Consider the following 25,143-nt stretch of genomic DNA (forward strand, 5'->3'; position numbering starts at 1 on the left):
AAGCAATCGAAAACGTTGACATCTTCTTTGAATTTGCATACGATTTGGATAGCCAGTACAAATTAGGAGAGGTCACCAAATGAATCAAACAGAAAATAAACCGAAAAATTATACGGGGATTGTCCTTACGCTGACAGTTCTGATTAACGGTTTAATCGCAGTGCTGTTTTTTATGCCTAAATTAGATCAGTTCAGCCATGCGAATATTCACATTTTGCCCATGCTGAATGCGATATTCAACAGCTTTACGTTTATCTTCTTATTGGCCGCGCTGATTATGATTAAACAGAAAAATATCAAAGCTCATAAACGCTTTATTTTAGCAGCATTCACAACAACATTACTATTTTTGATTTGCTATGTTGTTTACCACTCGATTGCTGAGAATACGCTGTATGGCGGAGAAGGTATTATGCGCACGATTTACTTCTTTATTTTAATTACGCATATCTGTCTTTCTGCAATCATTGTGCCGCTTGCGCTGTTTACGCTGATCAGAGGCTTCAGCATGCAGGTGGAACGCCATAAAAAAATTGCCAGATGGACAATGCCGCTGTGGCTGTATGTAAGCCTTACAGGCGTTATTGTATATCTGATGATATCACCTTATTATTAAAAGCCATACTCTGTATGGCTTTTTTAAACGTTTTTAAACATGGCAAAAGCCCAAATCTGTTTTGGGCTTTTGTCAGTAAATTGATAGACTCCTATTTATGAGCCTTTGATTCCATGGTTTCAAGTGTTGCAACCTGCAAAGATTCTTCAACAGTTTTTGTTTTTTCTTTTACTTTTTCTGCATACGTGTAATCACCGTAGCAATACGGATAGCGGAAATTGTTCACATTTCCCCCGCAAGTATACAGATCGGGATTTTTTTTGACTTGCTGCTCGGAGTATTGTTTTGCCAATTCCTCAGTATGCGTTCCTCCATGTTCAGCTACAAAATCAATGTAACCTGCCCCCATGTTGTAGCTTTGAATAATGGTATCCAAATCCACACCTTTTTCCTTACCGGTCTTGTACATGAGGGTAAATTGCTTGATGCCTTGTTTAACACTGAGTTGAGGGTCTGTTATCTCATTGCGTTTTAACCCCAGAGATTCAGAGGACTGCATGGGATCATTGCCTTTTCCTTTTGACTCCTGATACATCATGCCAAGAATGAGCGATGTATAATTTGAGAGTCCTTGGTTTTCAAGCTCGTCTTCCACCAGCGGTTTATAATCTGTTAAACGTTCCAAAACAATCGTTTTCGTATCGATCGGAAGTTTTTTGATTAAATCCCGGTTGAAAAAAAGCAAGACCAATAAAAAAGAGGCGATGACAAAGACAAAAATCATCATAAAACCCGCAGCAGCGAAACAGCCTTTTCTCTTTTTCTTCACTGTGTTTCACCCTCAATGTTTGGAGCAGTATGACCATTTTATTATGACATAGAACGATATATCAGACCAAGTAAAAACCTGATTTGAAACATAAATTTAAACTATGAGATTGAATTGGAACACAAGCAGGCTGGTTTGCACCCAAGCGCATTTGTTATAAGATAAAAGTATGAATAAAGAAAGGTGATACAGATGACTGAATTTAGAGAAACGGACCGGACGGCTGCTGATCTGGATGAGGAAACCTTGTTTCTAGTCTCTCAAACATTCAAAGCGCTTTCTGATCCTACCAGAATCAGAATTCTCCATTTATTATCCCAGGGTGAACATGCAGTAAACGGAATTGCAGAAAAGCTGAATTTATTGCAATCCACAGTATCCCACCAGCTCAGATTCTTAAAAAATCTTCGGCTTGTCAAATCGCGCAGAGAAGGAACATCCATTTATTACTCACCGGAGGATGAACACGTTTTAGATGTTCTTCAGCAAATGATCCATCATACACAACATGATTAAAAAAGACATCCTTGCTTAATCGCTGTTAGCGGGCAAGGATGTCTTTTTCTTTATTGTGTCCGTTCTGATCGAGTTCGTTTCTGCTGAGCTTGATGACAAAAGAAGAAAAACCGATATAATAAACAGCTATCAGAAAAAAGACGCCAATTGTCAGAGGATCCGTTCCAATTGACTGACTGTAAGATCCAATGCTGTTTAGATCAGGCGAAGTAAGATAAAGCTCTGTCACTCGATACAGAAATCTTGATAGAAACAAGGTTAAGAGAATCATTTCTACCCAAATATGAGTCCGAAAATAAATTTTTCCTCTGCGTTTTTCAAAGGAGATGTTTTTCTTTGCGAAAACGACAAGGAGCCATCCGCCAAGAATGCCGAAAATGAGATATCCATATAAAAAAGGGTGAATGACGCTGAATATTGAAAGACCAAAAGCAAACAGCGAGAAAAGAATCATACGGGTGAACAGCCAGCGAGGCTTCAGCGGCTGATATCCGATGGACCTTTTAATTTTTTTATACAGAAAAAAGATGATAATCATGGCAGGATAAACGCTTTGAAGTGTTAGATGCATGATGTGAAATCCCCTCCGTTGAGAAGTGTATGCTTATCCGGTTCGAAATAGTAGCTGAAATCAATACTGAACACAAAAAAGAAGGGGAAACCCCTGTTTTCATAACATATGCAAGGGGTATTTGGGCCGCATAATAGATATGCCCAAGCTTTATAAAAATGTTATGATTGTAAAATAAAAGAAGAAAAGGTGCAAAGAATGAAACTGGAACGTTTGTTAGCGATGGTTGTGTTATTAATCAGCAAAAAACAAGTGCAGGCCGCCGAACTTGCTGAGCTGTTTGAAGTGTCCGTCAGAACAATTTACCGTGATATTGAGACGATCAATAGAGCTGGTATTCCGATTGTAACCTCACAGGGCTCCGGGGGCGGGATTGGCATTATGGAGACATATCGGCTTGAGAGAGAATGGCTAAAAGAGGAAGAGCTGTTTGCGATCGCTTCCGCTTTGCAGAGTGTCTCATCTATGTATGAACCTGTTTCTCACAGCACAGCTTATCAAAAAATCAAGCACCTCATACCGGAGCAGTCTGCTGAAGCATTTAAGCACCAAACTGAAAAATGGTTTATTGACATGACGGCTTGGGGCCAGACTGAGGATCAAAAGGCGCTTCGTGAGAAAATCAGCGCCGCCATCGATCGATTGTCAACGATATTATTTACATATACAAACGCAAGCGGGGAAACACTTCAACGGGAAACGGAACCTTACACATTGGTTTGCAAGGCGGGGCACTGGTATTTATATGCCTATTGTCTGGTTAGAAACGATTTTCGCTTTTTTAAACTTAACCGAATGAAAGATCTGACCATTTTACATCATTCCTATATCAGAAAAGACATTCAGCTGGATTCCTTGCCGTGGGATAGGTGCTGGTACCAAAAGGACCGTTTAACTGAACTGATTATTCTTGTTCAGCCGCCTGCACGTCAGCGCATACGTGAATGGTTCGGAAATGAAGTGCTTCATTGTGATGAAAGTGAAAACTGCCGGGCAGTGATTTCTCTTCCCGAAGATCAATGGCTGATCGGTTTTTTGCTGCAGTTCGGAAAAGATATTGAGGTTTTGCAACCTCTTCATATAAGGGATAAAGTAAAAGAAACCATTCATCAAATGCAAAAAGTATATGAAACCTGACACACTGCTGTCAGGTTTCTTTTTTTATAATCTAGGTAAAAAGGAGGGATCGTATGAGTTTTTCACATATGACACACTTAGAACAGAAATGGTTTACCGGACTGTCACAGCGGACCAGCAACGCATTGGAAATGACGGAAGAAAGACGGATCCCGGCACTGTGGGACCAATTCTGGAAGCAGGATAGGAGTGTTCTTTTTTCACAGGCAAAAGATCAGAGCATTATCGCCTTATATTCCAATTACGAACAGGAGACGAAAGGGTTTTACACGTTTTCAGTCGGAACGTTTCAAGAGGACAGCACCCTTCTGGAATCATATGAAAGCATTGATTTGCCAGCTTCCGCTTATGCTGTATTCACTTCCAGAATCGGCCCTATTGAAGAGATTGTGCTTGAAACATGGAAGGAAATTTGGACTTGGGATAAGCGTCATCTGCGTACTTATACAGGTGACTTTGAGATATATGATCAAAGTGCAGCAGTACCACAACGGGCGCAAGTGAATATATATGTCGCCATAAAAAGTTAATAAACGCTTGAAAAACTAATGGTGTTAGTTAATAATAAAACTAACGCCATTAGTTTTTGTTAGGAGGAATAAAAAATGAGAGTTACCCAGTATCAAACGGTTTGGCAGCTGACTTTTTTTCCGGTCTTGTTTCCGGTCAATTGCTATTTAGTAGAGGAAGAAAACGAAGTCACCCTTATTGATGCCGCACTGCCAAGCAGCTATAAAGGAATTATTCAAGCTGTAAATCAGCTGGGAAAACCGGTTCAGCATATTTTACTGACCCATGCACATGGGGATCATGTCGGATCACTTGATGCATTGACACAAGCGTTTCCTCATGCAAAGGTGATGATCTCAGAACGGGATTCTTTCCTTCTGCAAGGTGATACATCCTTGCGTCATGATGAGCCGCAGACACCTATAAAAGGAGGTATTCCGAAACACGTTCAAACAAAGCCGCACCATCTGCTGACGGGCGGTGAAACAATTGGTTCTCTGCTTGCAATTTCTACACCAGGCCATACACCGGGCAGTATGTCATTTCTTGATACAAGGAACGGCACTATAATAGCAGGAGATGCATTTCAATTACGCGGAGGAATCGCTGTATCAGGCCAGGTAAAATGGACGTTTCCTTTTCCTGCCTTCGCCACATGGAATAAGGAGGAGGCCATCAAAAGCGCACAATTGCTCGCCGACAAGGCGCCTTCCTGTCTCGCAGTCGGACATGGGAATTTTCTGAGATCACCCTCAGAGCGGATGAAACAGGCGATACAAAAAGCAAAGAAAGGATGATAGCATGTCACCCAGAATAGGATTGAACCAAAACATGATTGTAGACGCGGCAGCGGAGATTGCCGATCAGGAAGGTTTGAATAGTGTCACGCTTGCCGCACTGTCTAAAAAAATGAATGTTCGCCCTCCATCACTGTATAATCATGTCAACGGGCTGCAAGCAATCAAAACAGAGCTTGCTGTCAGCGGACTGACAAGGCTTTATGATCAAATGGCCGACTCCGTAACCGAACAAAAGGGAGATATCGCTATGCTCTCTTTAGCTCATGCATATGTAGATTTTGCAGTTCAAAATCCCGGATATTATGAGGCGGCTTTGCTTAAGGTTCAGGACAAAAGGGCGGAAATCGTCTCAGAACAAATTGTTCAGCTTGTCACGCAGCTGCTCATTGAAAACGGCTATGCAAGCGAAGAGACTGCCATTCACGCGACAAGGGGGCTCAGAAGTTTGCTGCATGGCTTTACTGCTTTAATCGCAAAAGAAGCATTTGAACGTGAAGAGGATATTTCAGAAAGCCTGTCATTTTCAATTCAGACATTTTTGTCAGGATTATTAATAAACAATAAAAATATTATGTAAACTAATAAATAGATGTCTTATATTTCTGAATATTGTATAATGTCATGGTAGTATACATAGGGGAGAGACAGGCTATGGGTGACATTCACAAAATAGAGCGGTTAGCGGCAGTTTCATGGCCGTCTTATATTCAGAAAAGGATGGGACAATGGCTTCTCAGAGCGAACTTTGGCGTAACCAAAAGGGCGAACAGTGTGTGGACCTCTGCGGTTACACCTGAAGGAGATTACCAGCAAGCGGCCGAGCATTTTTATAAAAACTTAGGCTTGCCTGTTTGTTTTCATATCAGCAATGCTTCTCCGAATGGGCTTGATGACGCATTGGCAGACAGCGGATATGAAAAGGCAGACGAGTGCTTTCAAATGACAGCATTGTGCCGGGACATTATGAGCCATACTGATGACAACAGCCGATTTACATACAAGCGGGAACAGGAGCCGTCGTCTGTTTGGATTGATGATTTTATACGATTGGAAGGATTTTCGCCGGAGCGGCACCGAGGCTACACAAACATTTTTGAACGCATGCCGCCGTGTAAAGCCTTTTTCACGATGTATGACCAAGAGAGTCTGACAGCAGTTGGAACGGCTTCTGTCATTGATGGCTACGGGGGACTCAGCAACATCGTTGTAGCCAAGCAGCATAGAGGAAAAGGGACAGGAACTCAAATAATTAGGGCGTTGACTGAATGGGCAATCAATAACGGAGCGAAGTACATGTATTTGCAAGTGCTGAAAGAAAATCTGGCGGCAATTTCTTTATATGAAAAAATCGGATTTTCGACTATATCGGAACATCATTATCGGATCAAAAAATGACCAAAGGAAGGGGTTTGCTAATGGACTCGCTTCAAGAGATTATTTGCGAAAAACGGACATATACACGACTTTATCATTCACATAAGCACGAATACAGTCAATTTCTTTTTCCGCTTGAAGGGAGTATTGATCTTGAGACAGAAGGGCGCCAGGTAAAATTATGGCCGGATCATTTTTTATATATCCCGCCGGAGTGTGAGCATCGTTTCCGTTCAATAGGCCGTAATGAATGTCTTGTACTGGACGTTCCGCTTTTTGCGATGAAAATTGACGAATATCATGCAGGATCGGGAATTGAAGCTGCGCTTGATCCTTTCTGGTCTTCAATCAGGTACTTGCTGACAGAGGAAGCAAAGGCCGGCACAGCAAACTCGCTTCATATGCTTGTTCAATACATAAAAGAAAAGCTGCAATCCCATACCTACGCCTCAATTGCATACATTCACAGCCATTTATCTGAGCAGCTGACGATTAAGAAGCTGGCAGAAATAGAGCATTACCACCCAGCTTACTATTCAAGCTGGTTCAAAAAGCAGACGGGTAAGTCCCCGCAGAACTATATCGCTGATCTTCGCCTTGAGGAAGCGAAACGAATGGTGATGGAGAAAAATGAAACCCTTACTGTCGTGAGCGAGGCTCTGGGCTTTCAAAATCTATCTTCATTTACTAGATGGTTCACGAAAAGTACAGGCATGCCGCCCCGGCTATATCGAAACACCTTATATTCGGATAAAAAATGATGGTTCTTTGGTTAAACGAACCTTGGATATCTCTTTTATAATAAAAGAAAAAGGAGTTATTGATATGGCGGCCATTGAGGACTTTGAGAAATTAGATATCAGAACAGGCACTATTGTAAAAGCGGAGGAATTTCCTGAGGCAAGAGTCCCGGCGATTAAACTGTTGATTGATTTTGGAGCAGAAATCGGCATGAAACAATCGAGCGCGCAAATCACGAAGCGTTACCAGCCGGAAAATCTCATCAACAAGCAAATCATAGCAGTTGTCAACTTTCCGCCGCGCCGGATCGCGGGATTTAAATCAGAAGTGCTGGTTCTCGCCGGCATTCCCGGCCAGGGCGATGTCGTCCTACTGCAGCCGGATCAGCCCGTTCCAAACGGCACAAAAATCGGATAACACAAAAAAGACGTTTGCCTAAGGCAAACGTCTTTGCGTATTGAGGCGATGCACCACACGCCACATTCGTGTGTGCCGCAAAGGGCATGTACATCGGCTTACACAATTCAGCTCATCGCTATATGAATATAGCATGGTGGGTGAAAGATTGCAAGGGTTACTTTGTTATTGAATGAATTTGTCATCTGATCATGATCTGACTATATGAAATATTTGCTACATAACGAGCTTTAGCATAAGAGGTAAGCAAGATCTAAGGTAAACGACTGATTTCATAAGCGGCACGGATTCCAGATTCAATCGCGCCTTGCATCCACGCATGAGTGAGTGAGACATGTTCTCCTGCGAAATGTATTCTTCCCTCAGGGACAGGAATATAAGGATACAGCTCTAATTCTTGTCCTGGTTCGAAAGCTGTAAAGGCCCCCGCCGAATAAGGGTTCTGACTCCAGCTAAAAGAGGCGCCGGACACAAATTCAGACCATACAATATCGCCATATATTTCAGATAAATTCAGTAACGTATACTGAATACGTTCACCTTCTGAAAGACTGTCCCACATCAGTGCCTCGTCTGCCCATGTATAACTCGCCAGAACAACAGCATGTCCATTTGCTCCAATACCAGTGCTTGGATAATACGAAAATCGAATCGGAAGATCAGTAATAGATTTCCCGCCGCGCTGCCCGGCTTTTTCCCAAAATCGGCTTTTAAACTCTATGCCGATTTTTGTTGCGCTCATATAGTTCAGTTCGCGAATTGCCCTCCGTTTATAGTAGGAAAAAGAATGGTATGGTTCGACTTTCACAAATCGCAATGTTGAAAAAGGAATGGTTACAATAGCGAGATCAGCTGTGAACGTTGTATGTTCTGCTGTTTGTTGATGCTGACAATGGATCGTAACGTTGTTCTCATTTTGAGAAATTCCCATCATTTTTTGATGGTATAGAATATTTGTTTTCAGTTGAGGAAGAAACGCGTAAGGAAGCCGATCCATACCGCCTGTTATCTCATAGAAATGAGAAGGCGATGAAAAAAAGATGGATTCTCGTAACACTTCAACAAGAGACATCCCCATATACGCTTCCATATCCAGAAGTATACCAATCATATCGATCGCGCCATATGAAAAGAAAGTGCTTAAGAAAGAGCTTAATGAATAATTCTTGTATTGGTTTTCAACAATCTGCCAATTTCTTGCAGGGTTTTGATTAATAAAGTTTAATATAGGCTGCAATACAGAAAGCAATAGTTCTTCAGCCGATTTCCCTTTTTCGTTCGGTGCAACGGGGTATCTTAATATCTGAGGATTTCGTTCAAAAATATGGAGACGTGTTTTGATTCCATTCGTATATATGATATCCATGGGGGTTCTGTTGATAAATACATTTGTTGGCAGTCTGAATTTCTTTATATATTCTAAGGTTAGCAAATGGTTATTCGGTATACGCATCGGACCAACATTTAAATACAATCCATCACTAAAGGGAGACCTCAAAGTGCAGACACGGCCGCCTGCTCTGCCGCTCGCTTCGAGAATCGTTACTCTGTGACCGGCATTTTTTAGCAAAGATGCTGATACAAGCCCGGCCAATCCAGCTCCTACAACAATAATATGCTTTGGATGCTGCGATGCGCTAAGGCCGTTTCTAATGATCTTCATCAAGTCTTCATCCATTAGAGAATTCACTTTTGGGAGGCACCTCTTTTTCAAATTTATTGCATTATATTCAGTAAAAAGGGCGCTCATCACGATTTGTTCATATCTTTTGAAATTTGTATGCCAAATGGGACGTTTATTCTCGTTACAAGAACAATAATGGGGTGAGGTATTTGACTATTGTTTTGTTCTGAGGGATATATCATGGAGTTCCTTGTTACATTTTCAAAGGACAAAGCAATCATGATGACATTCAAAGTTTTGAAGCTAAACACCAGATTACCCTTTCAGAGGATTATCGGAAGTTCATGGCACTACATAACGGTGCGAAAATTTTTGAGATTCTTTCTGATGGGGAGAATATAGGTGGAGGACTTCAGCTATTTAGCCTTGAAGAGATTGAAGAGGAACTAAAATATGAGGATTTGTTTGAAGGTATCAATGGTATCCCAATTGGCTACTTATTGGAAGAATGCCATTTAATGATCGATAAAGATAAAGTGAATCAAGGTGATCCCAACTATCTTTATATATTTGAAAGTGGTTTAGAGTATACTCCATTAAATTTAAATTTTGAGATATTTCTAGGTCGGTATATACAATCCTATGGGGCAACTTTTTGGGAATGGCGCTATTATACCGCAGAAAATTATTATTGAACAAGATAATGCGATGTATAAGGCAGTCAGATTTGGCTGTCTTTTTCTGTTATTGAAATAGTTGATTATGGTAAAATTTACATGGAATGAAAGTAGGGTACGAGAATCTTGAACCGGCTCAGGTACAGCTTGCAGTGCAAATTGAACAGGCCAAACAGCTAGAAAGCGCAGGAGAAATCACCTGGGATATCGTAAAAGGTGTAATGCTCTTTACTAAGTTTTACTCGGGTAAAACAGTGAGAAGTATCTCAGTTACGTTATCAAATATTGAGGAAGATGTTAATCAGCAGCTGAGTTTATTTGAAGTGGATAATGAAAAGAGAAGGAAACTCGGGTTTGTAATGGATGGGATTAGTAGTAAATAACCGCTCAAAAGCGATTCTGAGAGCAGTTTCTTATACACTTGCAGGGAAGCACTTCACAGAGCTGGGCTTACTGGTGGACATAAATCAAAAAAATACGATGATAAATCTACAATGTTAATTTGCTGCTTTAATAGAGAAACATAACGTATTTTGTCACCAACACTTTTGGTTCTGCTGAATACAGAAAACATCATTTATTATACCATTAGACACATTACAGATTACTTATTTTTACTTAAATCGTTGGAAGTGGTTTTTCATCTGAGATAATAAAAATATAACTTTTCTCAATAAACGAGGTGAAAATCAATGAATGGTATAGAATTTTTAGAATCTGTGTCGCAACTTGGACAAATAATTTTATTGTTCTCCGGCTACGCCCTTTATTGGAGATTGAGTAAAATAAAAAGAGAACGAAGACTTACAAAATATGAAACTTTTCTTAGGTTCTTTGTAATGTTCGGGATATTAGCATGGGCGCTTTCGTTTCTTACTTTGCATTTGTGGTAACAAACTTTCCATTAAAATTTTATTTTGATGACAAAAGACCACACTGACTGTATTTTACAGTGCGGTCTTTTGAATTTAATTAGCAAATGATTAATCAAGAGTTGACAAATTAGTAACACCCATTGCTCAATAATGTTTCTAATGCGTTAAACATTAAACAAAAAATTATTTCCGCAAAATCTTCTCCATCGCTTTTCCCTTTGCTAACTCATCGATCAGCTTATCCAAATAACGAATTTCCTGCATAGTTGGTTCTTCGATGTCTTCCACTCGGACACCGCAGACCACACCTTTGATCAAAGCTCGTGAAGGATTCAGTTGGGGGGCTTCCGCAAAGAAGGTCTCGAAGTCTGTCTGTTTTTCCAGTTGCGCTTCTAACTCTTCCTGGCTATATCCTGTTAACCAACGGATGATTTCATCTACTTCTGTTTTCGTACGTCCTTTTTTCTCCACCTTCGTAACATAAAGGGGATAGACCCTTGCGATACTCATTGTATAGATCTGATGTTTGGTCATGATTTCTCCTCGCTTGTATGGTTTTCTTTAATATATCACGAAATATATTGAGTACAAACAAAGTAGCCGTTTGTAAGTGTCAAGATTCCCTCGCATAGTTATAGAAGTAGCCTAGTTCTAAAAGACCCCTTTAGTCAATTATCAAACAATTCCATTCGGTTGACGGCATTTACAAGTAAACTTGTTCCAAGGGGATTTAGAAAATGAAGAAGAGAATTACATATGTACTGCTTGTTCTTCTAGCAGTAGTAGCTTTCGCTTTCATTGATTCACCAAAAACCATAGCAGGAGAAGCGTCACCACCTTTATCATGTGCAAATTACGGGAAAAATATCTGAAGGAAACGATTTTGTTTGGGATGTCATTAACTTTAATCAAACCAAAGCTCCGAGCATTTAGCATTGCGTTCAGGCACTTTATTTACAGCCAAAAATTGATTTTGAAAGAGAGTGAACAAGGTGATTAGCACATCTAATTATGATGTAACCAAAGATCCGAAATTCTTAGCATTCTGCAGCTGCTACAGAAGGGTATGGAGGAAATAATTCAGCTCTCAGAAAAAATGAGGTAGTTGAGCCCGAGAATAAAAAAAGCTCACTTGACCTTAATAAGTCTTTAGATTATTGGAAATCGAGATTAAATGGTGGAGGTAGCCTTTATGCAATGGATTCGCAGGTATTAGATATTATCAGAAAAGCTTACAACTTAGAGGCATGGTTAACAAAGATAATATGCTGTTGCGAAAAACAAAGCTATAAAGGCTTATAAAAATTTAATATCGAAACAATACCCAAAATAAAAGTTGTATGTTGAATATGGATCGGAACTTATTATTCGAAATAAGTATATCCAGGCTGTATATTTTAAACACTATGAGTCTCAAATAAATAGAACTTCCTTATACAAAAACTAATTCAGGATTTCTTTAGGGGATTATGCAGTAACGGAGTCGGCTCGAACAAAGTTTTTTTATGTACTAATGGTAGCGGGAAATGAAGAAAGAACCTGGTGAAATTGCCCAGGTTCTTTTTGTATTGCACAAAAACAGACACGGTGATATAATCAGACCGCGTGCGCTTTCTGTGTAAAAAGTTATAAATACCCATCTTATATTTTTATTATATCATGCTGGAAAGCTCTCGTCAATTTTTTTTGAAGGGGAGATGTAGAATGAATTCTTTGGTTCTTGATTTTCACGAAATGGAAAAAACACAGCTTTTGCTCGTTGGGGGAAAAGGGTTAAATTTAGGGGAATTATCAAAAATTCAAGGGATACAAGTACCGGAAGGATTTTGTGTTACAACAGTGGGATACCAAAAAGCCATCGAACAAAACGAAATGTATCATGTTTTGTTGGATCGACTAACCATGCTAAAAGCAGAGGATCGAGACCAAATTGGTGAAATCAGCAGGAAGATACGGCAAATCATTATGGAAGTGGAAATTCCTTCTGACGTTGTAAAAGCAGTTACTCATTATCTCTCTCTGTTAGGCGAGGAACATGCCTACGCAGTGCGGTCCAGTGCGACGGCTGAGGATTTACCACATGCCTCTTTCGCCGGTCAGCAAGACACCTATCTAAATATTATCGGCAAAGATGAGATCTTGCAGCATATCAGCAAATGTTGGGCTTCACTGTTTACGGACCGCGCGGTCATCTACCGTATGCAGAATGGTTTCGATCACAGGCAAGTTTATTTATCAGTTATCGTTCAAAAGATGGTTTTTCCGCAGGCTTCAGGGATTTTATTCACCTCTGATCCAATTACCTCCAACCGAAAGCTGCTATCCATTGATGCCGGTTTTGGACTTGGAGAAGCGTTGGTCTCCGGTTTGGTATCTGCCGATAATTATAAAGTCCGCGATGAGGAAATCGTCGAGAGGAGGATAGCAACCAAAAAATTGGCTATCTATGGACGTAAAGAGGGCGGAACAGAGAGAAGGCAGATTGATCCTGATCAACAAATGACTCAAACCCTTACTGAAGAACAAATTTTACAATTAGCATGCATCGGAAGACAGATCGAAGCTTATTTCGGTCAGCCGCAAGATATCGAATGGTGTTTGGCTGATGATACATTTTATATTGTCCAGAGTCGGCCAGTCACGACTTTATACCCTATCCCTGAAACCGGCGATCAAGAAAATCACGTCTATATTTCTGTTGGTCATCAGCAAATGATGACAGATCCCATAAAACCATTGGGGTTGTCTTTTTACCTGTTAATTACTCCTGCACCTATGCGTATAGCCGGCGGGAGGTTGTTTGTTGATGTTGCACATTGGCTGGCTACAACTGTCGGCCGGGAAACTTTATTAAATACCATGGAATCCGATCCGCTCATAAAAGGCGCACTCATGACCATAATAGAGCGGGACTTTATAAAATTGTTACCAAATGATAAAAAAGAACAGAATCTCGGTCAAAGCCGTAAAGGTATTCCGTTTGCGGGTGCTCAAGCACAAATCGAAAACGATCCGGCCATCGTCTCTGATTTGATGAAGCGCAGTCAAACATCGATAGAAGAGTTAAAACAAACTATCCAAACGAAATCGGGAGCCGATTTATTTAATTTTATCCTGGAAGATCTCAAGCAATTAAAGAAGATTTTATTTGATCCGCAAAGTTCGGCTGTGATTAAAGCCGCTATGGATGCTTCAAGTTGGGTCAATGAACATATGAACAAGTGGTTGGGTGAAAAAAACGCAGCAGATACGCTTTCTCAATCTGTACCGGGCAATATTACTTCGGAAATGGGTTTGGCGTTAATGGATGTCGCAGATGTGATTCGTCCTTATCCGGAAGTCATTAATTATTTACAGCATATAAAAGAGGATGACTGTTTGGATGAACTGCTTCAACTGGAGGGTGGACAGGAGGCTCTGGACGCTATCTATGATTATCTCAGTAAATATGGAATGCGATGTGCCGGAGAAATCGACATTTCCAGAGCTCGTTGGAGCGAAAAACCAACTACACTTGTCCCCATGATTCTGAATAATATCAAAAACTTTGAGCCTAATGCCAGCCATCAGAAATTTGAGCAAGGGCGGCAGGAGGCTTTGAAGAAAGAACAAGAGTTATTAGACCGATTGAAGCAATTACCGGATGGTGAACAAAAAGCCAAAGAAACCAAACGAATGATCGACATCATCCGGAATTTCAGCGGTTACCGGGAGTATCCAAAATACGGCATGGTTCATCGCTACTTCGTTTATAAGCAGGCTTTACTGAAAGAAGCCGAACGACTCGTACAAGCGGGTCTTATCCATGAAAAAGAAGACATATTTGATCTCACGTTTGAAGAACTTCACCAAGCTGTACGCACCAATCAACTAGATTACCAGATCATCAGCAAACGAAAAGAGGAGTACAAATTATATGAAAAACTAACTCCACCGCGTGTGATTACCTCTGACGGTGAAATCATTACAGGGCAGTATAATCAGGAAAATCTCCCAGCCGATGCTATTGCAGGCCTGGCTGTTTCTTCCGGAGTTATAGAGGGGCGGGCACGTGTCATCTTAAACATGAAAGACGCTGTTCTAGAGGATGGAGATATATTAGTCACCTCCTATACTGATCCTAGCTGGACACCATTGTTTGTATCCATAAAAGGCCTAGTCACCGAAGTTGGCGGACTGATGACCCATGGAGCAGTTATCGCGCGTGAATATGGCTTACCAGCAGTTGTCGGAGTGGAGAATGCTACCCAACTGATAAAAGATGGGCAACGAATTCGGGTGCATGGTACAGAAGGGTATATCGAAATATTGTAATTGCTGTCTATTGCTCAAAGGAAAATGAGAGTTGAGCAAAGTACGTTGAAATCATCAATAGCCTTATTCAACAAACGAAAGACGATGGACAACGAACATAATGCAGTTGGTACATTTATCAATTATAAAAGAACTCTCTAGATTTGGAGGGTTCTTACATTATGGTTCTTAAAGAAAAGAGTATTGTCAAATGAAATACAGAAAGAAACCAGTTGTTGTCGATGCTATTCAGTGTACGGGTGAAAATTATACAGATATTGAAGAGTTTCTGGGCGATCCATTACTCTCTGATGAGTATGATGGACTTTTGATTGATACTTTAGAGGGAAAAATGATTGTAGGTAAAGACGATTACACCATAAAAAAGTGAGTATGGGAAACTTTATGTTTGTACGTCTACAGATTTTGAGAATGTAAACTGAAAAAAATTTAATTGAAAGATAGTTTTAATTAAGGAAATAAATATGGAGGGTGAATATAGATTGTCCTTGTTCTGGTTTAAGGATAATTCAAACATTCAAGTTGACACCTAGTATAGCAAGGATTTCATGAATATCTGCTAGTGTTGTAATGTTGCTTATAGTGTCAATAAATTGAGTATCCATGTTACCAACTCTCATCAAAAAAAGTCACAAAAAGAGGAACAAGTAAAGCGAACAATTTCTTTGCTGGTGTCGCAGCTGCGGAAATCCGCCTTCTGTGTTTGAAAGGAAATTATACCTTAGTTTTCCATATGGGATGAAAAATGAGTGGTAGATGAGGCTGATTAATAGGCTTGTTAGACCAATCAAGGTATTAATTTTAATAGTATGGCTAGCGAGCGATGGAGTGGCAAAGGCTATACTATATAATAATGCAACATTTCGTGAGCGGATTGAAACACTCCGTCACAGCAGATAAAAAGCCCTTCTGCAAAGCAGGTTTAGTATGATGAAAATAATAAAGACGAGATTATCCGAATTATTAAAGCGGTAAGTGAAACAATTAGAGCAGGAGAACAAGATTTAGACCAATTAAAGGTGTGCGTATGCAGAAGCTACAAGAAGATATAGCTGAGGCAACCTCCCCTTTGTTGTTCAAGTAAGGGCCAGATTGTTGAATAAGGATAGTATTTAAAGAGGTTATTGTTGTCTTAATATCGAATAAAGATTAAGTTGAAGTATTTTTGATGGGAGCTACTTTATAATGTATATAACAACAAAAAGGTTATTGATACGTGAATTTGAATTCAAAGACTGGCAAGCTGTATATGAGTATACATCAGATATTCATGTTATGAAGTATATACCAGAAGGGGTTTTTACTGAAGAGGATGCAAAAGAATTTGTAAATAAAAACAAAGGTGATAAGGCTGAAAAATTTCCTGTAGTACTAATAGATGAAGATTGTCTTATAGGCCATATTGTTTTTTATAAGTATTTTGGTGAACATACATATGAGATTGGGTGGGTGTTTAATCCAAATTATCAAAATAGAGGGTATGCTTCTGAAGCAGCACAAGCCATCTTGGAATATGGATTTACAGAAATGAACTTACATAGGATTATAGCTACGTGTCAACCTGAGAATATTCCATCATACCGAGTTATGGAGAAAATTGGAATGAGAAGAGAAGGCTTTTTTAAAAAGTGTATTCCTAAAGGCAATGAATGGTGGGATGAATATTATTACGCAATTTTAAAGGAAGAGTGGAAATGAACTATTAAGAGCTTTTAAGTCTTACCTCTTCAATAAATGTTCTATTATTGAATGCAGCAACATTGGCGATACAAAATATTGAGAGATGAAGCGCATCTGCAGCAAGCAGAGCGCTTTTTTTATGAGGAATCTCAATAAAAAGAGACATGAGCAATATGGATAAAATAAGTTAATGTCAAATAAAGTGTAAACAATGTGAAAAGCCGATCTCAACGAAAACGATAGAAGTCGAATATAGTCACCTAATCCTGGTCACGCAAGCAATATTAGTTAGTCTAAGTTTGGAATAAAACTTAATCAAATTTATGTTATTAACAATATTGATAAATGAACAAAAAGGAAAGAACATGTTTTGAAAAAAGATTGATCAAAACATGTTTTATAATGTAATTGGTTAACATCTTATTTAATCACTTGATTTACATTTGCGGGGGTTCCAAACCAAATTTTGTCCATTCCTCTTTTGCTGGACCATAAATACCTGGAACGCTTAACCCTGCTTGTCTCATAAGAACAGTCATTTGTCCTCGATGGTGATTTTGATGTTGAATTAAAAACATCAAAAGTGAGCCATTTGGCAATTGTTGACCAATAAAGTTGATTCGTTCTTGAAGTGTATGGTCAGTCCATTGGGTTTTTATTGCCTGTACAAATGCATTACTGGCTTGATGATAACTATCTGCTATAAACTGGGCCGAAGAAGGAACTGGATAATCTTCAGCTGGAGCGTGAAACGTTAAGTCTGTGTTTGAGGTAATGATACGAATGGCAGCAACAGTATGCCAAGCAATGCGGCCTAAAGTCCAATTTTGTGAAGTTATTTCCTGTTTAAGTGATTCATCAGTTAGACAATTTAGTATTCTTTGTGTTGCATCGGCTTCGAACTCCCAAGATTTAAAAAAATGATTTAAGGTTTGAAACACAAAAATCCTCCTTATAATTTTTTTGTTTTCTTTCTGTAAACCTGTAGTTCAATTATAATGTCACGTTTAGATAAAAAGAACAGAACTTTAAAAGGCATTGCGACATTCTTATAATCGTCACAACTTTAATTCAAAGCTACATTCAAAACCAACCTAAATGATAAGGAAGTCAAATAAGATTTGCTTGATGTTGAAATGCAAAATTCCTTTTTTACAAGGGTTCTGAATAAAACAACTGTTTTAAAGAGAAAGGGGAACAGCCTTACTTCTAATTAGAGACGATTCAGGAGAAGTACATAACAAGTAAAGAACCCAGCTGCAGTTTTTGATTCAGGGTTGCAGTGTTTTATTAATAATAGGTGTAGAAGAATCCATACAAGAATACCTTGAGAATATGCAGAACACATATCAAGCGCAGGGTTAAATGATATTGCAGATGATTTGTGTTTTATAGAGTTCCAAAAGATTGATAGGGTGTTCGTATCTGTGACTAAAATGGAAAGCTATATGCAAAGAGTGTTTGTCAATAAGCTGAAGAACAAAGGAGCTGGGGAACGTGTAATTCTTTAAATTTCACGTGATCATAAATAAAGAAGGAGATTACCTCACATGTAATGAATTATTATAGTAGGAAAGAGAAAAATTTTACAACAAAGGGAGGAATGAGTTAGTAATGAAGGGTTTTATCAAGGGTGCTGTTCTAACTGCTGTTCTAGGTGTTGGTGGTACTTTATTTGCAGGTGATGTATCTGCACACGGGTATATAAAAGAACCGGCTAGTCGAGCGTACATGGGGTCATTAGAAAAACAAATAATTGGTTGGACGGCGGCTGCACAAAAATATGGTTCCGTAATTGATAGTCCTCAATCGGTAGAAGGGCCAAAAGGGTTTCCATCTGCGGGTCCACCAGATGGGAAAATTGCATCAGCAAATGGAGGCTCGGGGCAAATTGACTTTGGATTAGACAGGCAGACTGCAGATTATTGGGTAAAACAAAACATGCGCGGGGGCCTAAACACCTTTACTTGGCACTATACTGCTCCTCACGCAACATCAAAGTGGCACTATTATATAACCAAGAAAGGTTGGAATCCCAATAAACCTTTAACTAGAGATGAGTTTGAATTAATTGGAACTGTAGATCACGATGGTTCAAAGGCTGATACTAATCTTTCTCATAAGATTTATGTACCAACTGATCGCAGTGGTTATCATGTCATTCTAGGGGTGTGGGATGTTGCGGATACTTCTAATGCCTTTTATAACGTAATTGATGTAAACATCTTACGGTGATGTTGAACCTCTACGGTTTTAATAGCTAACACCAGTTATGACTATATGGAGAAAGCGGTTAGTGTATCGGTTAGTGAAGTGTTGACTGTAATAACAAAGAAAAATGTAACGGAACCGGGAGAACACAAATTGTTTGAGTATGGGAGTTCCACAATCAAATGGGAAGCTGTAAAGCTTCTAAGGGAGCTATAGATCGGTTTGATGTTCGTGCATCTGCCGATCTTTTTTAACCCTAATAGAAGTGTACTCCAAAAGTATTTTGGTATATGCTTCATTTAGACCTCTCAATTACCTCTTAGAATCTTTTATATGGTGAAATTTAGTAGGGTAATTTAAATGGAGGAGCTTTATGGAAGAAGGAAATGTAGTTCACATGACACTCAATGGTATTAAGAAAGCCGTTTTTAATTGTGGTACATTCCCTAATGATTATAAAGCGTTTTTGTTACTACATAATAGGATGGAAATGTTTGATGGTATTGAATTACTTAGCACAGAAGGAATGATTGGTCACAATGAAGTCCAAGATTTCCCCGAGGGATACCTACTAATTAGATATCATTTAGTATTATAAACTGGTTTCAGAATAAGAAGACTCCAAAAAGGAGTCTTCAGCTACTATTTGAGATCGTTAAGGACGATTTTTGCTGCCTCAGCGATAAGAGCATTATCATAACTAGCATCTTTCGTAAATCGGTTAGATAGGATTGCCAAAACAATAGGAGCTCTATTAGGCGGCCAAACGATAGCAATGTCGTTTCGTGTTCCGTAACTTCCGGCTCCGGATTTATCGCCGACTTCCCATCCTATAGGAGCGCCTGCCCGAATCAGTTCGTCACCAGTAGCGTTCCCCCGCATCCAATCAGTTAAGATCGTGCGCTTATCAGCCGTGAGAGTGTTATCCACAGTGAAAGCTTTAAGGTCGGTTGCTAGTGCTTTTGCGGTGCTTGTGTCACGAATATCTCCAGGAATGGCAGAGTTTAGATCTGTCTCGAATCGATTAGCTTTGGTTACATGATCCCCAATCTGTTTCAGTGACTTTTCGAAACCTTTAGGGCCGCCAAGTTGTTGCAACAATATGTTCCCAGCAGTATTATCGCTGTAACGGATAGCAGCCTCTGAAATTTCCTTCAGGCTCATGCCTGTATCTACGTGTTTTTCTGTGATTGGAGAATATGTAACTAGATCGTCTTTGCTATAGTGGATGACTTCATTAAGTTTATCAATTGGGTTTTTCTTTAGGACAGCAGCTGCGGCTAAAACTTTATAGGTTGATGCGTAAGCAAACCGTTCATTCGGCCGATAGGTGATAGTCTTGTTTGTGCCTGTGTCAATTGCATAAACGCCAAGCCTGGCATCAAATTTTTTCTCAAGCTGAACAAATTTTTTACTAGTTATACGGCTTGTCATTTTTGTGTCTCCTATGGCTTTTGCTTCAGCATGCGTTGAACCGTCAAAGGGTTTGAAACCAGTAAGGCTTAAACATAAAAGTCCAATACATAATCCAAGTTTTAATGTCGCTTTATTTTTCAAATGAATCAAGGCCCCCTAAGTTGATTTTGTATTCACCTTCTATTAATACCACAAAAATAGGAGCAAAATCGATATATTTCCAATGAATCTTAGACAAAACCGTATCATTTATCTCGTTTTCTAATGTCTAATATGTTAAGAGAACAGGGGCGATGAGGGAAAAAGGAAGGAACAAGAAAATAGATGAAAACGAATTTTAAAGGTGAACATCATGTGAAATCTTACATCACTGATAATAGGGCAGGTGTAGTAAGGGATTTTTATAATCGTTCCTATTGCCACCCATATGGCATTATTTAAAAGGATGGGCACGAATTCATCCTAATGGGCTTTATCAATTATGATTGGAGTGTTATGGATGCAAAGAAAAAACGTTTATCTTTATGTATTTCATACAATGTCAGACTGGGAATATGGATATTTAATTGCAGAACTTCATTCAGGGAGATACTTTAGAAAAGGTGTAGCACCATTAAAAGTAGTTACAGTAGGAGTTAATAAAGAAATGATTACGACGATGGGAGGGCTAAGCATAAAACCAGATATTTCTCTTGATGAGTGTACTCTTGAGAGTAAAGATCTTTTGATTTTACCCGGAGGGAATACTTGGGGAGAAGAGATTCATCAACCGATCTTGAAAAAGGTAGGCGAAGCTTTAGAGCTTGGCACGATTGTAGCTGCAATTTGTGGTGCAACCGAGGGTCTCGCGAATTATGGCTATTTAGATTCGAGAAAGCATACAAGCAATGATTTAGAGTATATGAAAATGGTCTGTCCTACTTATAAAGGAGAAACATTTTACGAGATGAGACCGGCAGTATCTGATGAAAATTTGGTAACTGCATCGGGAATAGCTCCCTTGGAATTTGCGATGGAAGTACTGAAAAAACTAGATGTATTTGCACCAGATACATTGCATTTATGGTATAAGCTGAATAAGACCCATAAACCTGAATACTTCTTCGAGTTAATGAATACAATAAATTGATAGAATCATTACCAATTGCCCCTGAAATGAAGGGGCATTTTTTTGTTAAAGTCTAAATAATCATGAATGATGGAATATGTCTATTTATTAGAAAGAAAGCGCGTAACCGAAGGGAAGTAGGGTGAAACAAAAATTTGAAACAATAACAGCATGTAGCACGTATCGATAATAAAGTTTAAATATAAGTTGCATAATTTGCTTTTTTGTTTAGGCTGATATAACTGATGGAAAGGGGTATCCACATGCAACTTCATCATACACAAAGCGGAAAACAAAACAATCATCTTAAATGGTCGGTAACTATTTTGCTCAGTTGGGGAACGTTCGTTTTTGCTTTGTTTTTTGCTACTTTAATTGGTACAATGGCCCGCCAATCAGGGGCTTCCAAGCTTTTGCAGCAAGGTATCCAAGCAGGTTTAGTAACATTAATTACTGTCCCGTTGCTCTACATTCTTCTTAAACGGTTTTCTAGTAGTTCATTCTACTCTATCGGACTTTCTGGATGGCGGGAAGCCATACCAAAAGCCAGTATGGGAGCAATGTATGTAATTGTCCTATCCGGATCTGGATTTGCTATCGCCCATTTATTGGGCTGGATCAAAATTACACATTTTCACTTCTCTGCCCATTTAGTTACAGTATTGCTCTTAAACATGATGATCGCTTTCTTTTATGAAGCTTTTCCTGAGGAATTAACTTTTCGTGGGGCGGTGTACTATGCTCTAAACAGGCGATTTAATTGTTTCATAGCCTTGCTCCTACAGCCGATCTTATTTGTGCTTGCACCATTAACAGTAAGTGGTTTGCAATATATAGCAGGAATTGAATCACCTGCTATCACATTAGATTATATTGTTTTATTGTTGTTTTTTGGATTCATCCTTCAACTCCTGCGTATTGTAACAAAAAGCTTATGGACGTCTATAGCCTTTCATCTAGCCTTTCTCGGAAATTCACGGTTCTTCGTCCTGCAGGGGGATCAACGTTTTATTACCTATGAAGAAATTATTCCAGGAGTAGGAGCGCTGTTTGTGATCTTTTTTATGTTGCTTATTGTCGGTACTCTACTGCTAATACCTGCAGTAGTAGCTCGCTGGCAGCGTAGAAATAAGAGAAACGGCCAAGATGATTAATATCTGAATGAAACGGAAGTTTTATACACAAAAGTATAGAATTGTTTACTGTGAAAATGGTAACCTTTATGAATGAGAATATATTATGTAAAAAAGATTTTTTCATTTGATACTGTTTACAGGACTTTCAAACATTATAAAATCGAATTATCATGCGACCATAATGGATTGAATGGAAAGAGAATGCTGATTCAAGAGTAAGGGCTGAAGGGTTTATACGGGGTGTTATTCCGGAAAATATATGTAAAAATGGTTAAAGTAGATGAACGAAAAAATTTTTGAAAAGGGGTGACAGGTCATTAAAAAACTAGTTTTGCTTTCCAGTTTTATTGGAATCCTGTTATCAATCGTTGGACAAATATTTGGGATCTTATCTGATTTCTTTATTCCGGGAAATGCTCGGTTTATAGGTGTTATAGCGGGAATTTTTGTGTTACTTAGTTTGAAGGCAAGAAGTGTAGCAGTGCAATCATTTATCGTAGGATCAAGTACGGTGATAGGAATTATGGGTGCAGGAATTTTATATTTTCCAGCTGCAGTTATCAATATCTTTATTGGTTTCGAACTTAACAAAAAGATGAGAGAAGGAAACACTAAAGAGTATGTCTGAATAGATTGCTTTTTGTTTAAGAATGTAGAGAAGAATTGTGGCATAAAAGTAAAGTAATAATCGTTTTATTCAGAGTGAGGTTTATATGGAATTAAAATTTTACAGGCCACTTAGAACAAATGAAGTCGAGTTTTTTCAGGTAATACAAATAGAAACTTCAGATATTTATGGTTATATCTTAATTGTTGATTCAAAAAGAAAAGAAAAGCTGTGTGATAATCCAGTTTTAATTGGTATAGAGGATGAAAATGAATACGAGGGTTCCTCCAACTTTCTTCAGGTCATTGCATTCACTGAAGAAAGATATCTTGATGACTTTACAGCTGATACCTTTTCTTTTATAGATGGCCTGTTAAACATGAAACCAGATTGTCACTTCTTTATTAAAGAACACGTATATAAAACCAATTCTGAGTTGCTGGACTTTGATTTTCCTTTTGATATGACACCTATTATGGACTTCATTAAACCATATGCACTAGAGATAAACAAAGACATCAAGCTTAACAATATTAGCAACAGTGATTTCAATTACCTTTCACAAAAATAATTGAAAAAAATGAAGGTGAAAGATGATAATTGATTTTTACTAATTCAGAATTGCTTGGCTTTACTTTGAAGGGAGTCGAGTAAGATGGATAAGAAAAAGGATGAAATACAAAGAAAATATAGGGAACAAATGAGAGAGAAGACTGAACAAGAAAAAGAAGATAGCAGTTCACATACTTTTGAGATTGTTATTGTACTAGCCATCATTATCTTAATGTTTTTCTTTAATTCAGTATTTAAGGCTTTTTAGATAAAAAAATCCTCTTTGGTCAGCTGGAAAAATTCAAGGTGGAAAAAATTGATCATACATAAGCAATTATTATTTGAATTTTGCCGAAATATAAGCACTATACAATTGTATTACAAAAGCACCTCGGAAGTACTTGCTCATCAACCTAAACGCCAGCCATTAAAGCTAATGTCTCACATGCAGACATTAGCTTTTTCATTGTTTAATAGACTGCCGTCAGGATCCTAGAAGACGCATTCTTAAGCCGTCTCCTGTCATACGAGGCCAACATCGACAAGGAAAAAGTTAGCTTTAAAAATTCACACTTTCTGTCGTGAAAATCTAAATGTATTCATAAAAATGCCGCAGCATATCAGCAGTGCGCCGATGATGATGTTTACGGTGATTTGTTCGTGCAATTGCAACCATCCAAAGAATAGAGCCAAAACGGGAACGAACATTAATGCCATGGATGCTTTTGACGCTTCGATTTGATTGAGCACCCAAAACCATACGACAAATGTAAAGCCTGTAGAAAGCAAACCATTAAACAGCAATGACCAAACCGCCTGATATGACCACTTGGCTGAATGGACCGGCTCCAATATAAAGGAAAACACCAACAACATGACGGCTCCCATCAGAAGGTGCCAGGCATTCATATGAATGATATCGATATGCTTGAATTGAAGCTTGCTAAACACATTCGCAATTCCCCAGCTAAGCGCTGCCGCAAGGACGCACAGTTCTCCAAATAAAGCGCTTTGATCGACATTCAGCATTTCTTTTCCAAATATGAATAAAAGTCCGAAGAAGCCGCTTATCAGCCCGATCGTTTTATATACATTCATTTTCTCGTTTAATGTAAAATGGCTGATCACCGTAACAAATATAGGCATCGTATATACCAAAACAGAGGTTTTCCCTGAATCGACAAACTGCATTCCATACGTTAAGATCCCCATATAGCCCAGGCCCATCAGCAGGCTCATGATGATATAGCTTTTGACATATTGTTTTCCAATTAAAAGTTTTTTTCTTTGAATGAAGAGAATGAGAAATAAAGGAACCGCCCCGATGAACAGACGCAATGCAGAAAACAAAAGCGGGGGAATGTCATGAATTCCTACTTTCATCGCAACCCAAGTATAGCCCCAAATAAGTGTGACAGATATGATTCCCAGTATGACTTTTACCATTAATAAGCCGCCTTTCTTGTTTAAATATCGTGCTGGTTTCTATCAT

The 25,143-nt window shown here is 38.9% G+C and carries 25 protein-coding genes and 4 pseudogenes; 22 read left to right on the top strand and 7 right to left on the bottom strand.

Annotation, left to right across the window (positions count from 1 at the left end; translation table 11 throughout):
- Positions 1 to 79: 79 nt before the first annotated feature.
- Positions 80 to 616, top strand: a complete 537-nt coding sequence (locus AC4CV5_RS15310; protein WP_166852166.1) for a DUF420 domain-containing protein — start codon at positions 80 to 82, stop codon at positions 614 to 616.
- 91 nt (positions 617 to 707) lie between these two features.
- On the opposite strand, the gene AC4CV5_RS15315 is transcribed toward AC4CV5_RS15310, so the two are convergent.
- On the bottom strand, positions 708 to 1,385 hold the full coding sequence (locus AC4CV5_RS15315) for a lysozyme family protein (protein WP_166852169.1): 678 nt from the start codon (positions 1,383 to 1,385) through the stop codon (positions 708 to 710).
- A gap of 192 nt (positions 1,386 to 1,577) precedes the next feature.
- On the opposite strand from AC4CV5_RS15315, the gene czrA reads away from it, so the two are divergent.
- Positions 1,578 to 1,901: a Zn(II)-responsive metalloregulatory transcriptional repressor CzrA gene (gene czrA / locus AC4CV5_RS15320; protein WP_490923132.1), complete on the top strand. Its 324-nt coding sequence runs from the start codon at positions 1,578 to 1,580 to the stop codon at positions 1,899 to 1,901.
- Positions 1,902 to 1,926: 25 nt separating this feature from the next.
- Here the strand turns inward: czrA and csk22 are convergent, their stop codons facing one another.
- The gene (gene csk22, locus AC4CV5_RS15325) at positions 1,927 to 2,472 is read right to left on the bottom strand and encodes a mother cell-specific sporulation protein Csk22 (protein ID WP_166852172.1); all 546 of its coding nucleotides are present in this window, start codon (positions 2,470 to 2,472) and stop codon (positions 1,927 to 1,929) included.
- A gap of 198 nt (positions 2,473 to 2,670) precedes the next feature.
- Between csk22 and AC4CV5_RS15330 the strand changes: the two genes are divergently transcribed.
- The 7 genes from AC4CV5_RS15330 to csaA all read left to right on the top strand — a co-directional run bounded on the left by AC4CV5_RS15330 (position 2,671) and on the right by csaA (position 7,451).
- A complete protein-coding gene (locus AC4CV5_RS15330) occupies positions 2,671 to 3,609 on the top strand; it encodes a helix-turn-helix transcriptional regulator (protein WP_373923385.1) in 939 nt (312 codons plus the stop codon).
- Between the two features lie 53 nt (positions 3,610 to 3,662).
- Positions 3,663 to 4,139: a GyrI-like domain-containing protein gene (locus AC4CV5_RS15335; protein WP_373923386.1), complete on the top strand. Its 477-nt coding sequence runs from the start codon at positions 3,663 to 3,665 to the stop codon at positions 4,137 to 4,139.
- Positions 4,140 to 4,214: 75 nt separating this feature from the next.
- Positions 4,215 to 4,916: an MBL fold metallo-hydrolase gene (locus tag AC4CV5_RS15340; protein WP_166852181.1), complete on the top strand. Its 702-nt coding sequence runs from the start codon at positions 4,215 to 4,217 to the stop codon at positions 4,914 to 4,916.
- A gap of 4 nt (positions 4,917 to 4,920) precedes the next feature.
- The gene (locus tag AC4CV5_RS15345) at positions 4,921 to 5,496 is read left to right on the top strand and encodes a TetR/AcrR family transcriptional regulator (protein ID WP_166852184.1); all 576 of its coding nucleotides are present in this window, start codon (positions 4,921 to 4,923) and stop codon (positions 5,494 to 5,496) included.
- A 74-nt stretch (positions 5,497 to 5,570) separates the two neighbouring features.
- Positions 5,571 to 6,314: a GNAT family N-acetyltransferase gene (locus AC4CV5_RS15350; protein WP_490923136.1), complete on the top strand. Its 744-nt coding sequence runs from the start codon at positions 5,571 to 5,573 to the stop codon at positions 6,312 to 6,314.
- 14 nt (positions 6,315 to 6,328) lie between these two features.
- The gene (locus AC4CV5_RS15355) at positions 6,329 to 7,054 is read left to right on the top strand and encodes an AraC family transcriptional regulator (RefSeq protein ID WP_456521010.1); all 726 of its coding nucleotides are present in this window, start codon (positions 6,329 to 6,331) and stop codon (positions 7,052 to 7,054) included.
- A 64-nt stretch (positions 7,055 to 7,118) separates the two neighbouring features.
- Positions 7,119 to 7,451, top strand: coding sequence for a chaperone CsaA (gene csaA, locus AC4CV5_RS15360; protein WP_490923137.1), 333 nt, complete (start codon positions 7,119 to 7,121; stop codon positions 7,449 to 7,451).
- Positions 7,452 to 7,704: 253 nt separating this feature from the next.
- On the opposite strand, the gene AC4CV5_RS15365 is transcribed toward csaA, so the two are convergent.
- Positions 7,705 to 9,141: a flavin monoamine oxidase family protein gene (locus tag AC4CV5_RS15365; protein ID WP_490923138.1), complete on the bottom strand. Its 1,437-nt coding sequence runs from the start codon at positions 9,139 to 9,141 to the stop codon at positions 7,705 to 7,707.
- 150 nt (positions 9,142 to 9,291) lie between these two features.
- Here AC4CV5_RS15365 and AC4CV5_RS15370 point away from each other — a divergent pair.
- The 3 genes and pseudogenes from AC4CV5_RS15370 to AC4CV5_RS15380 form a co-directional block, all read left to right on the top strand.
- Positions 9,292 to 9,770: pseudogene (locus AC4CV5_RS15370) on the top strand (SMI1/KNR4 family protein); the annotation flags it as partial.
- A gap of 89 nt (positions 9,771 to 9,859) precedes the next feature.
- Positions 9,860 to 10,279 (top strand): annotated as a pseudogene (locus AC4CV5_RS15375) (hypothetical protein); the annotation flags it as partial.
- A gap of 165 nt (positions 10,280 to 10,444) precedes the next feature.
- Positions 10,445 to 10,645 (top strand): hypothetical protein, encoded by a 201-nt coding sequence (locus AC4CV5_RS15380; protein WP_248601942.1) that lies wholly within the window; start codon positions 10,445 to 10,447, stop codon positions 10,643 to 10,645.
- 165 nt (positions 10,646 to 10,810) lie between these two features.
- Here the strand turns inward: AC4CV5_RS15380 and AC4CV5_RS15385 are convergent, their stop codons facing one another.
- Positions 10,811 to 11,161 (bottom strand): DUF2200 domain-containing protein, encoded by a 351-nt coding sequence (locus AC4CV5_RS15385; RefSeq protein WP_222142981.1) that lies wholly within the window; start codon positions 11,159 to 11,161, stop codon positions 10,811 to 10,813.
- A gap of 458 nt (positions 11,162 to 11,619) precedes the next feature.
- Between AC4CV5_RS15385 and AC4CV5_RS15390 the strand changes: the two are divergent.
- From AC4CV5_RS15390 to AC4CV5_RS15405, 4 genes and pseudogenes are all read left to right on the top strand, one after another.
- Positions 11,620 to 11,960: pseudogene (locus AC4CV5_RS15390) on the top strand (hypothetical protein).
- 371 nt (positions 11,961 to 12,331) lie between these two features.
- Positions 12,332 to 14,941: a phosphoenolpyruvate synthase gene (ppsA, locus tag AC4CV5_RS15395; protein ID WP_490923140.1), complete on the top strand. Its 2,610-nt coding sequence runs from the start codon at positions 12,332 to 12,334 to the stop codon at positions 14,939 to 14,941.
- Between the two features lie 190 nt (positions 14,942 to 15,131).
- Positions 15,132 to 15,311: a hypothetical protein gene (locus AC4CV5_RS15400; protein WP_166852246.1), complete on the top strand. Its 180-nt coding sequence runs from the start codon at positions 15,132 to 15,134 to the stop codon at positions 15,309 to 15,311.
- A gap of 815 nt (positions 15,312 to 16,126) precedes the next feature.
- Positions 16,127 to 16,639 (top strand): GNAT family N-acetyltransferase, encoded by a 513-nt coding sequence (locus AC4CV5_RS15405; protein WP_222142979.1) that lies wholly within the window; start codon positions 16,127 to 16,129, stop codon positions 16,637 to 16,639.
- A gap of 419 nt (positions 16,640 to 17,058) precedes the next feature.
- Here the strand turns inward: AC4CV5_RS15405 and AC4CV5_RS15410 are convergent, their stop codons facing one another.
- Positions 17,059 to 17,562: a DinB family protein gene (locus AC4CV5_RS15410; RefSeq protein WP_166852251.1), complete on the bottom strand. Its 504-nt coding sequence runs from the start codon at positions 17,560 to 17,562 to the stop codon at positions 17,059 to 17,061.
- A gap of 673 nt (positions 17,563 to 18,235) precedes the next feature.
- On the opposite strand from AC4CV5_RS15410, the gene AC4CV5_RS15415 reads away from it, so the two are divergent.
- Together AC4CV5_RS15415 and AC4CV5_RS15420 are read left to right on the top strand one after the other, a co-directional pair.
- Entirely contained in the window at positions 18,236 to 18,856 is a 621-nt protein-coding gene (locus AC4CV5_RS15415; protein ID WP_166852254.1) for a lytic polysaccharide monooxygenase auxiliary activity family 9 protein, read from the top strand.
- 373 nt (positions 18,857 to 19,229) lie between these two features.
- Positions 19,230 to 19,418, top strand: a pseudogene (locus tag AC4CV5_RS15420) (hypothetical protein); the annotation flags it as partial.
- 56 nt (positions 19,419 to 19,474) lie between these two features.
- Here the strand turns inward: AC4CV5_RS15420 and bla are convergent.
- Complete coding sequence (gene bla, locus AC4CV5_RS15425) at positions 19,475 to 20,395, bottom strand: class A beta-lactamase (protein ID WP_222143406.1); 921 nt, start codon at positions 20,393 to 20,395, stop codon at positions 19,475 to 19,477.
- Positions 20,396 to 20,747: 352 nt separating this feature from the next.
- On the opposite strand from bla, the gene AC4CV5_RS15430 reads away from it, so the two are divergent.
- The 4 genes from AC4CV5_RS15430 (at position 20,748) to AC4CV5_RS15445 (ending at position 23,919) form a co-directional block, all read left to right on the top strand.
- Positions 20,748 to 21,377: a type 1 glutamine amidotransferase family protein gene (locus AC4CV5_RS15430; protein WP_490923141.1), complete on the top strand. Its 630-nt coding sequence runs from the start codon at positions 20,748 to 20,750 to the stop codon at positions 21,375 to 21,377.
- Positions 21,378 to 21,619: 242 nt separating this feature from the next.
- Entirely contained in the window at positions 21,620 to 22,510 is an 891-nt protein-coding gene (locus AC4CV5_RS15435) for a CPBP family intramembrane glutamic endopeptidase (protein WP_490923142.1), read from the top strand.
- A 695-nt stretch (positions 22,511 to 23,205) separates the two neighbouring features.
- Positions 23,206 to 23,670, top strand: coding sequence for a hypothetical protein (locus AC4CV5_RS15440; protein ID WP_248601941.1), 465 nt, complete (start codon positions 23,206 to 23,208; stop codon positions 23,668 to 23,670).
- Between the two features lie 84 nt (positions 23,671 to 23,754).
- A complete protein-coding gene (locus AC4CV5_RS15445) occupies positions 23,755 to 23,919 on the top strand; it encodes a hypothetical protein (RefSeq protein ID WP_148961642.1) in 165 nt (54 codons plus the stop codon).
- Positions 23,920 to 24,218: 299 nt separating this feature from the next.
- Here AC4CV5_RS15445 and AC4CV5_RS15450 read toward each other — a convergent pair whose 3' ends face one another.
- Positions 24,219 to 25,097: a DMT family transporter gene (locus AC4CV5_RS15450; protein ID WP_490923144.1), complete on the bottom strand. Its 879-nt coding sequence runs from the start codon at positions 25,095 to 25,097 to the stop codon at positions 24,219 to 24,221.
- Between the last annotated feature and the right edge of the window lie 46 nt (positions 25,098 to 25,143).

Source organism: Bacillus sp. NS1, from assembly GCF_058248265.1.

Excerpts from the sequence above, each read along its gene's own strand:
- AC4CV5_RS15435 (WP_490923142.1), top strand. The coding sequence starts at position 21,620 with ATGCAACTTCATCATACACAAAGCGGAAAACAAAACAATCATCTTAAA.
- AC4CV5_RS15340 (WP_166852181.1), top strand. The coding sequence starts at position 4,215 with ATGAGAGTTACCCAGTATCAAACGGTTTGGCAGCTGACTTTTTTTCCG.
- AC4CV5_RS15440 (WP_248601941.1), top strand. The coding sequence starts at position 23,206 with ATGGAATTAAAATTTTACAGGCCACTTAGAACAAATGAAGTCGAGTTT.
- AC4CV5_RS15450 (WP_490923144.1), bottom strand. The coding sequence starts at position 25,097 with ATGGTAAAAGTCATACTGGGAATCATATCTGTCACACTTATTTGGGGC.
- AC4CV5_RS15385 (WP_222142981.1), bottom strand. The coding sequence starts at position 11,161 with ATGACCAAACATCAGATCTATACAATGAGTATCGCAAGGGTCTATCCC.
- AC4CV5_RS15350 (WP_490923136.1), top strand. The coding sequence starts at position 5,571 with ATGGGTGACATTCACAAAATAGAGCGGTTAGCGGCAGTTTCATGGCCG.
- ppsA (WP_490923140.1), top strand. The coding sequence starts at position 12,332 with ATGAATTCTTTGGTTCTTGATTTTCACGAAATGGAAAAAACACAGCTT.
- AC4CV5_RS15345 (WP_166852184.1), top strand. The coding sequence starts at position 4,921 with ATGTCACCCAGAATAGGATTGAACCAAAACATGATTGTAGACGCGGCA.
- AC4CV5_RS15380 (WP_248601942.1), top strand. The coding sequence starts at position 10,445 with ATGAATGGTATAGAATTTTTAGAATCTGTGTCGCAACTTGGACAAATA.
- csk22 (WP_166852172.1), bottom strand. The coding sequence starts at position 2,472 with ATGCATCTAACACTTCAAAGCGTTTATCCTGCCATGATTATCATCTTT.
- csaA (WP_490923137.1), top strand. The coding sequence starts at position 7,119 with ATGGCGGCCATTGAGGACTTTGAGAAATTAGATATCAGAACAGGCACT.
- AC4CV5_RS15430 (WP_490923141.1), top strand. The coding sequence starts at position 20,748 with ATGCAAAGAAAAAACGTTTATCTTTATGTATTTCATACAATGTCAGAC.
- AC4CV5_RS15335 (WP_373923386.1), top strand. The coding sequence starts at position 3,663 with ATGAGTTTTTCACATATGACACACTTAGAACAGAAATGGTTTACCGGA.
- AC4CV5_RS15405 (WP_222142979.1), top strand. The coding sequence starts at position 16,127 with ATGTATATAACAACAAAAAGGTTATTGATACGTGAATTTGAATTCAAA.
- AC4CV5_RS15400 (WP_166852246.1), top strand. The coding sequence starts at position 15,132 with ATGAAATACAGAAAGAAACCAGTTGTTGTCGATGCTATTCAGTGTACG.
- AC4CV5_RS15415 (WP_166852254.1), top strand. The coding sequence starts at position 18,236 with ATGAAGGGTTTTATCAAGGGTGCTGTTCTAACTGCTGTTCTAGGTGTT.
- AC4CV5_RS15310 (WP_166852166.1), top strand. The coding sequence starts at position 80 with ATGAATCAAACAGAAAATAAACCGAAAAATTATACGGGGATTGTCCTT.
- AC4CV5_RS15445 (WP_148961642.1), top strand. The coding sequence starts at position 23,755 with ATGGATAAGAAAAAGGATGAAATACAAAGAAAATATAGGGAACAAATG.
- czrA (WP_490923132.1), top strand. The coding sequence starts at position 1,578 with ATGACTGAATTTAGAGAAACGGACCGGACGGCTGCTGATCTGGATGAG.
- AC4CV5_RS15330 (WP_373923385.1), top strand. The coding sequence starts at position 2,671 with ATGAAACTGGAACGTTTGTTAGCGATGGTTGTGTTATTAATCAGCAAA.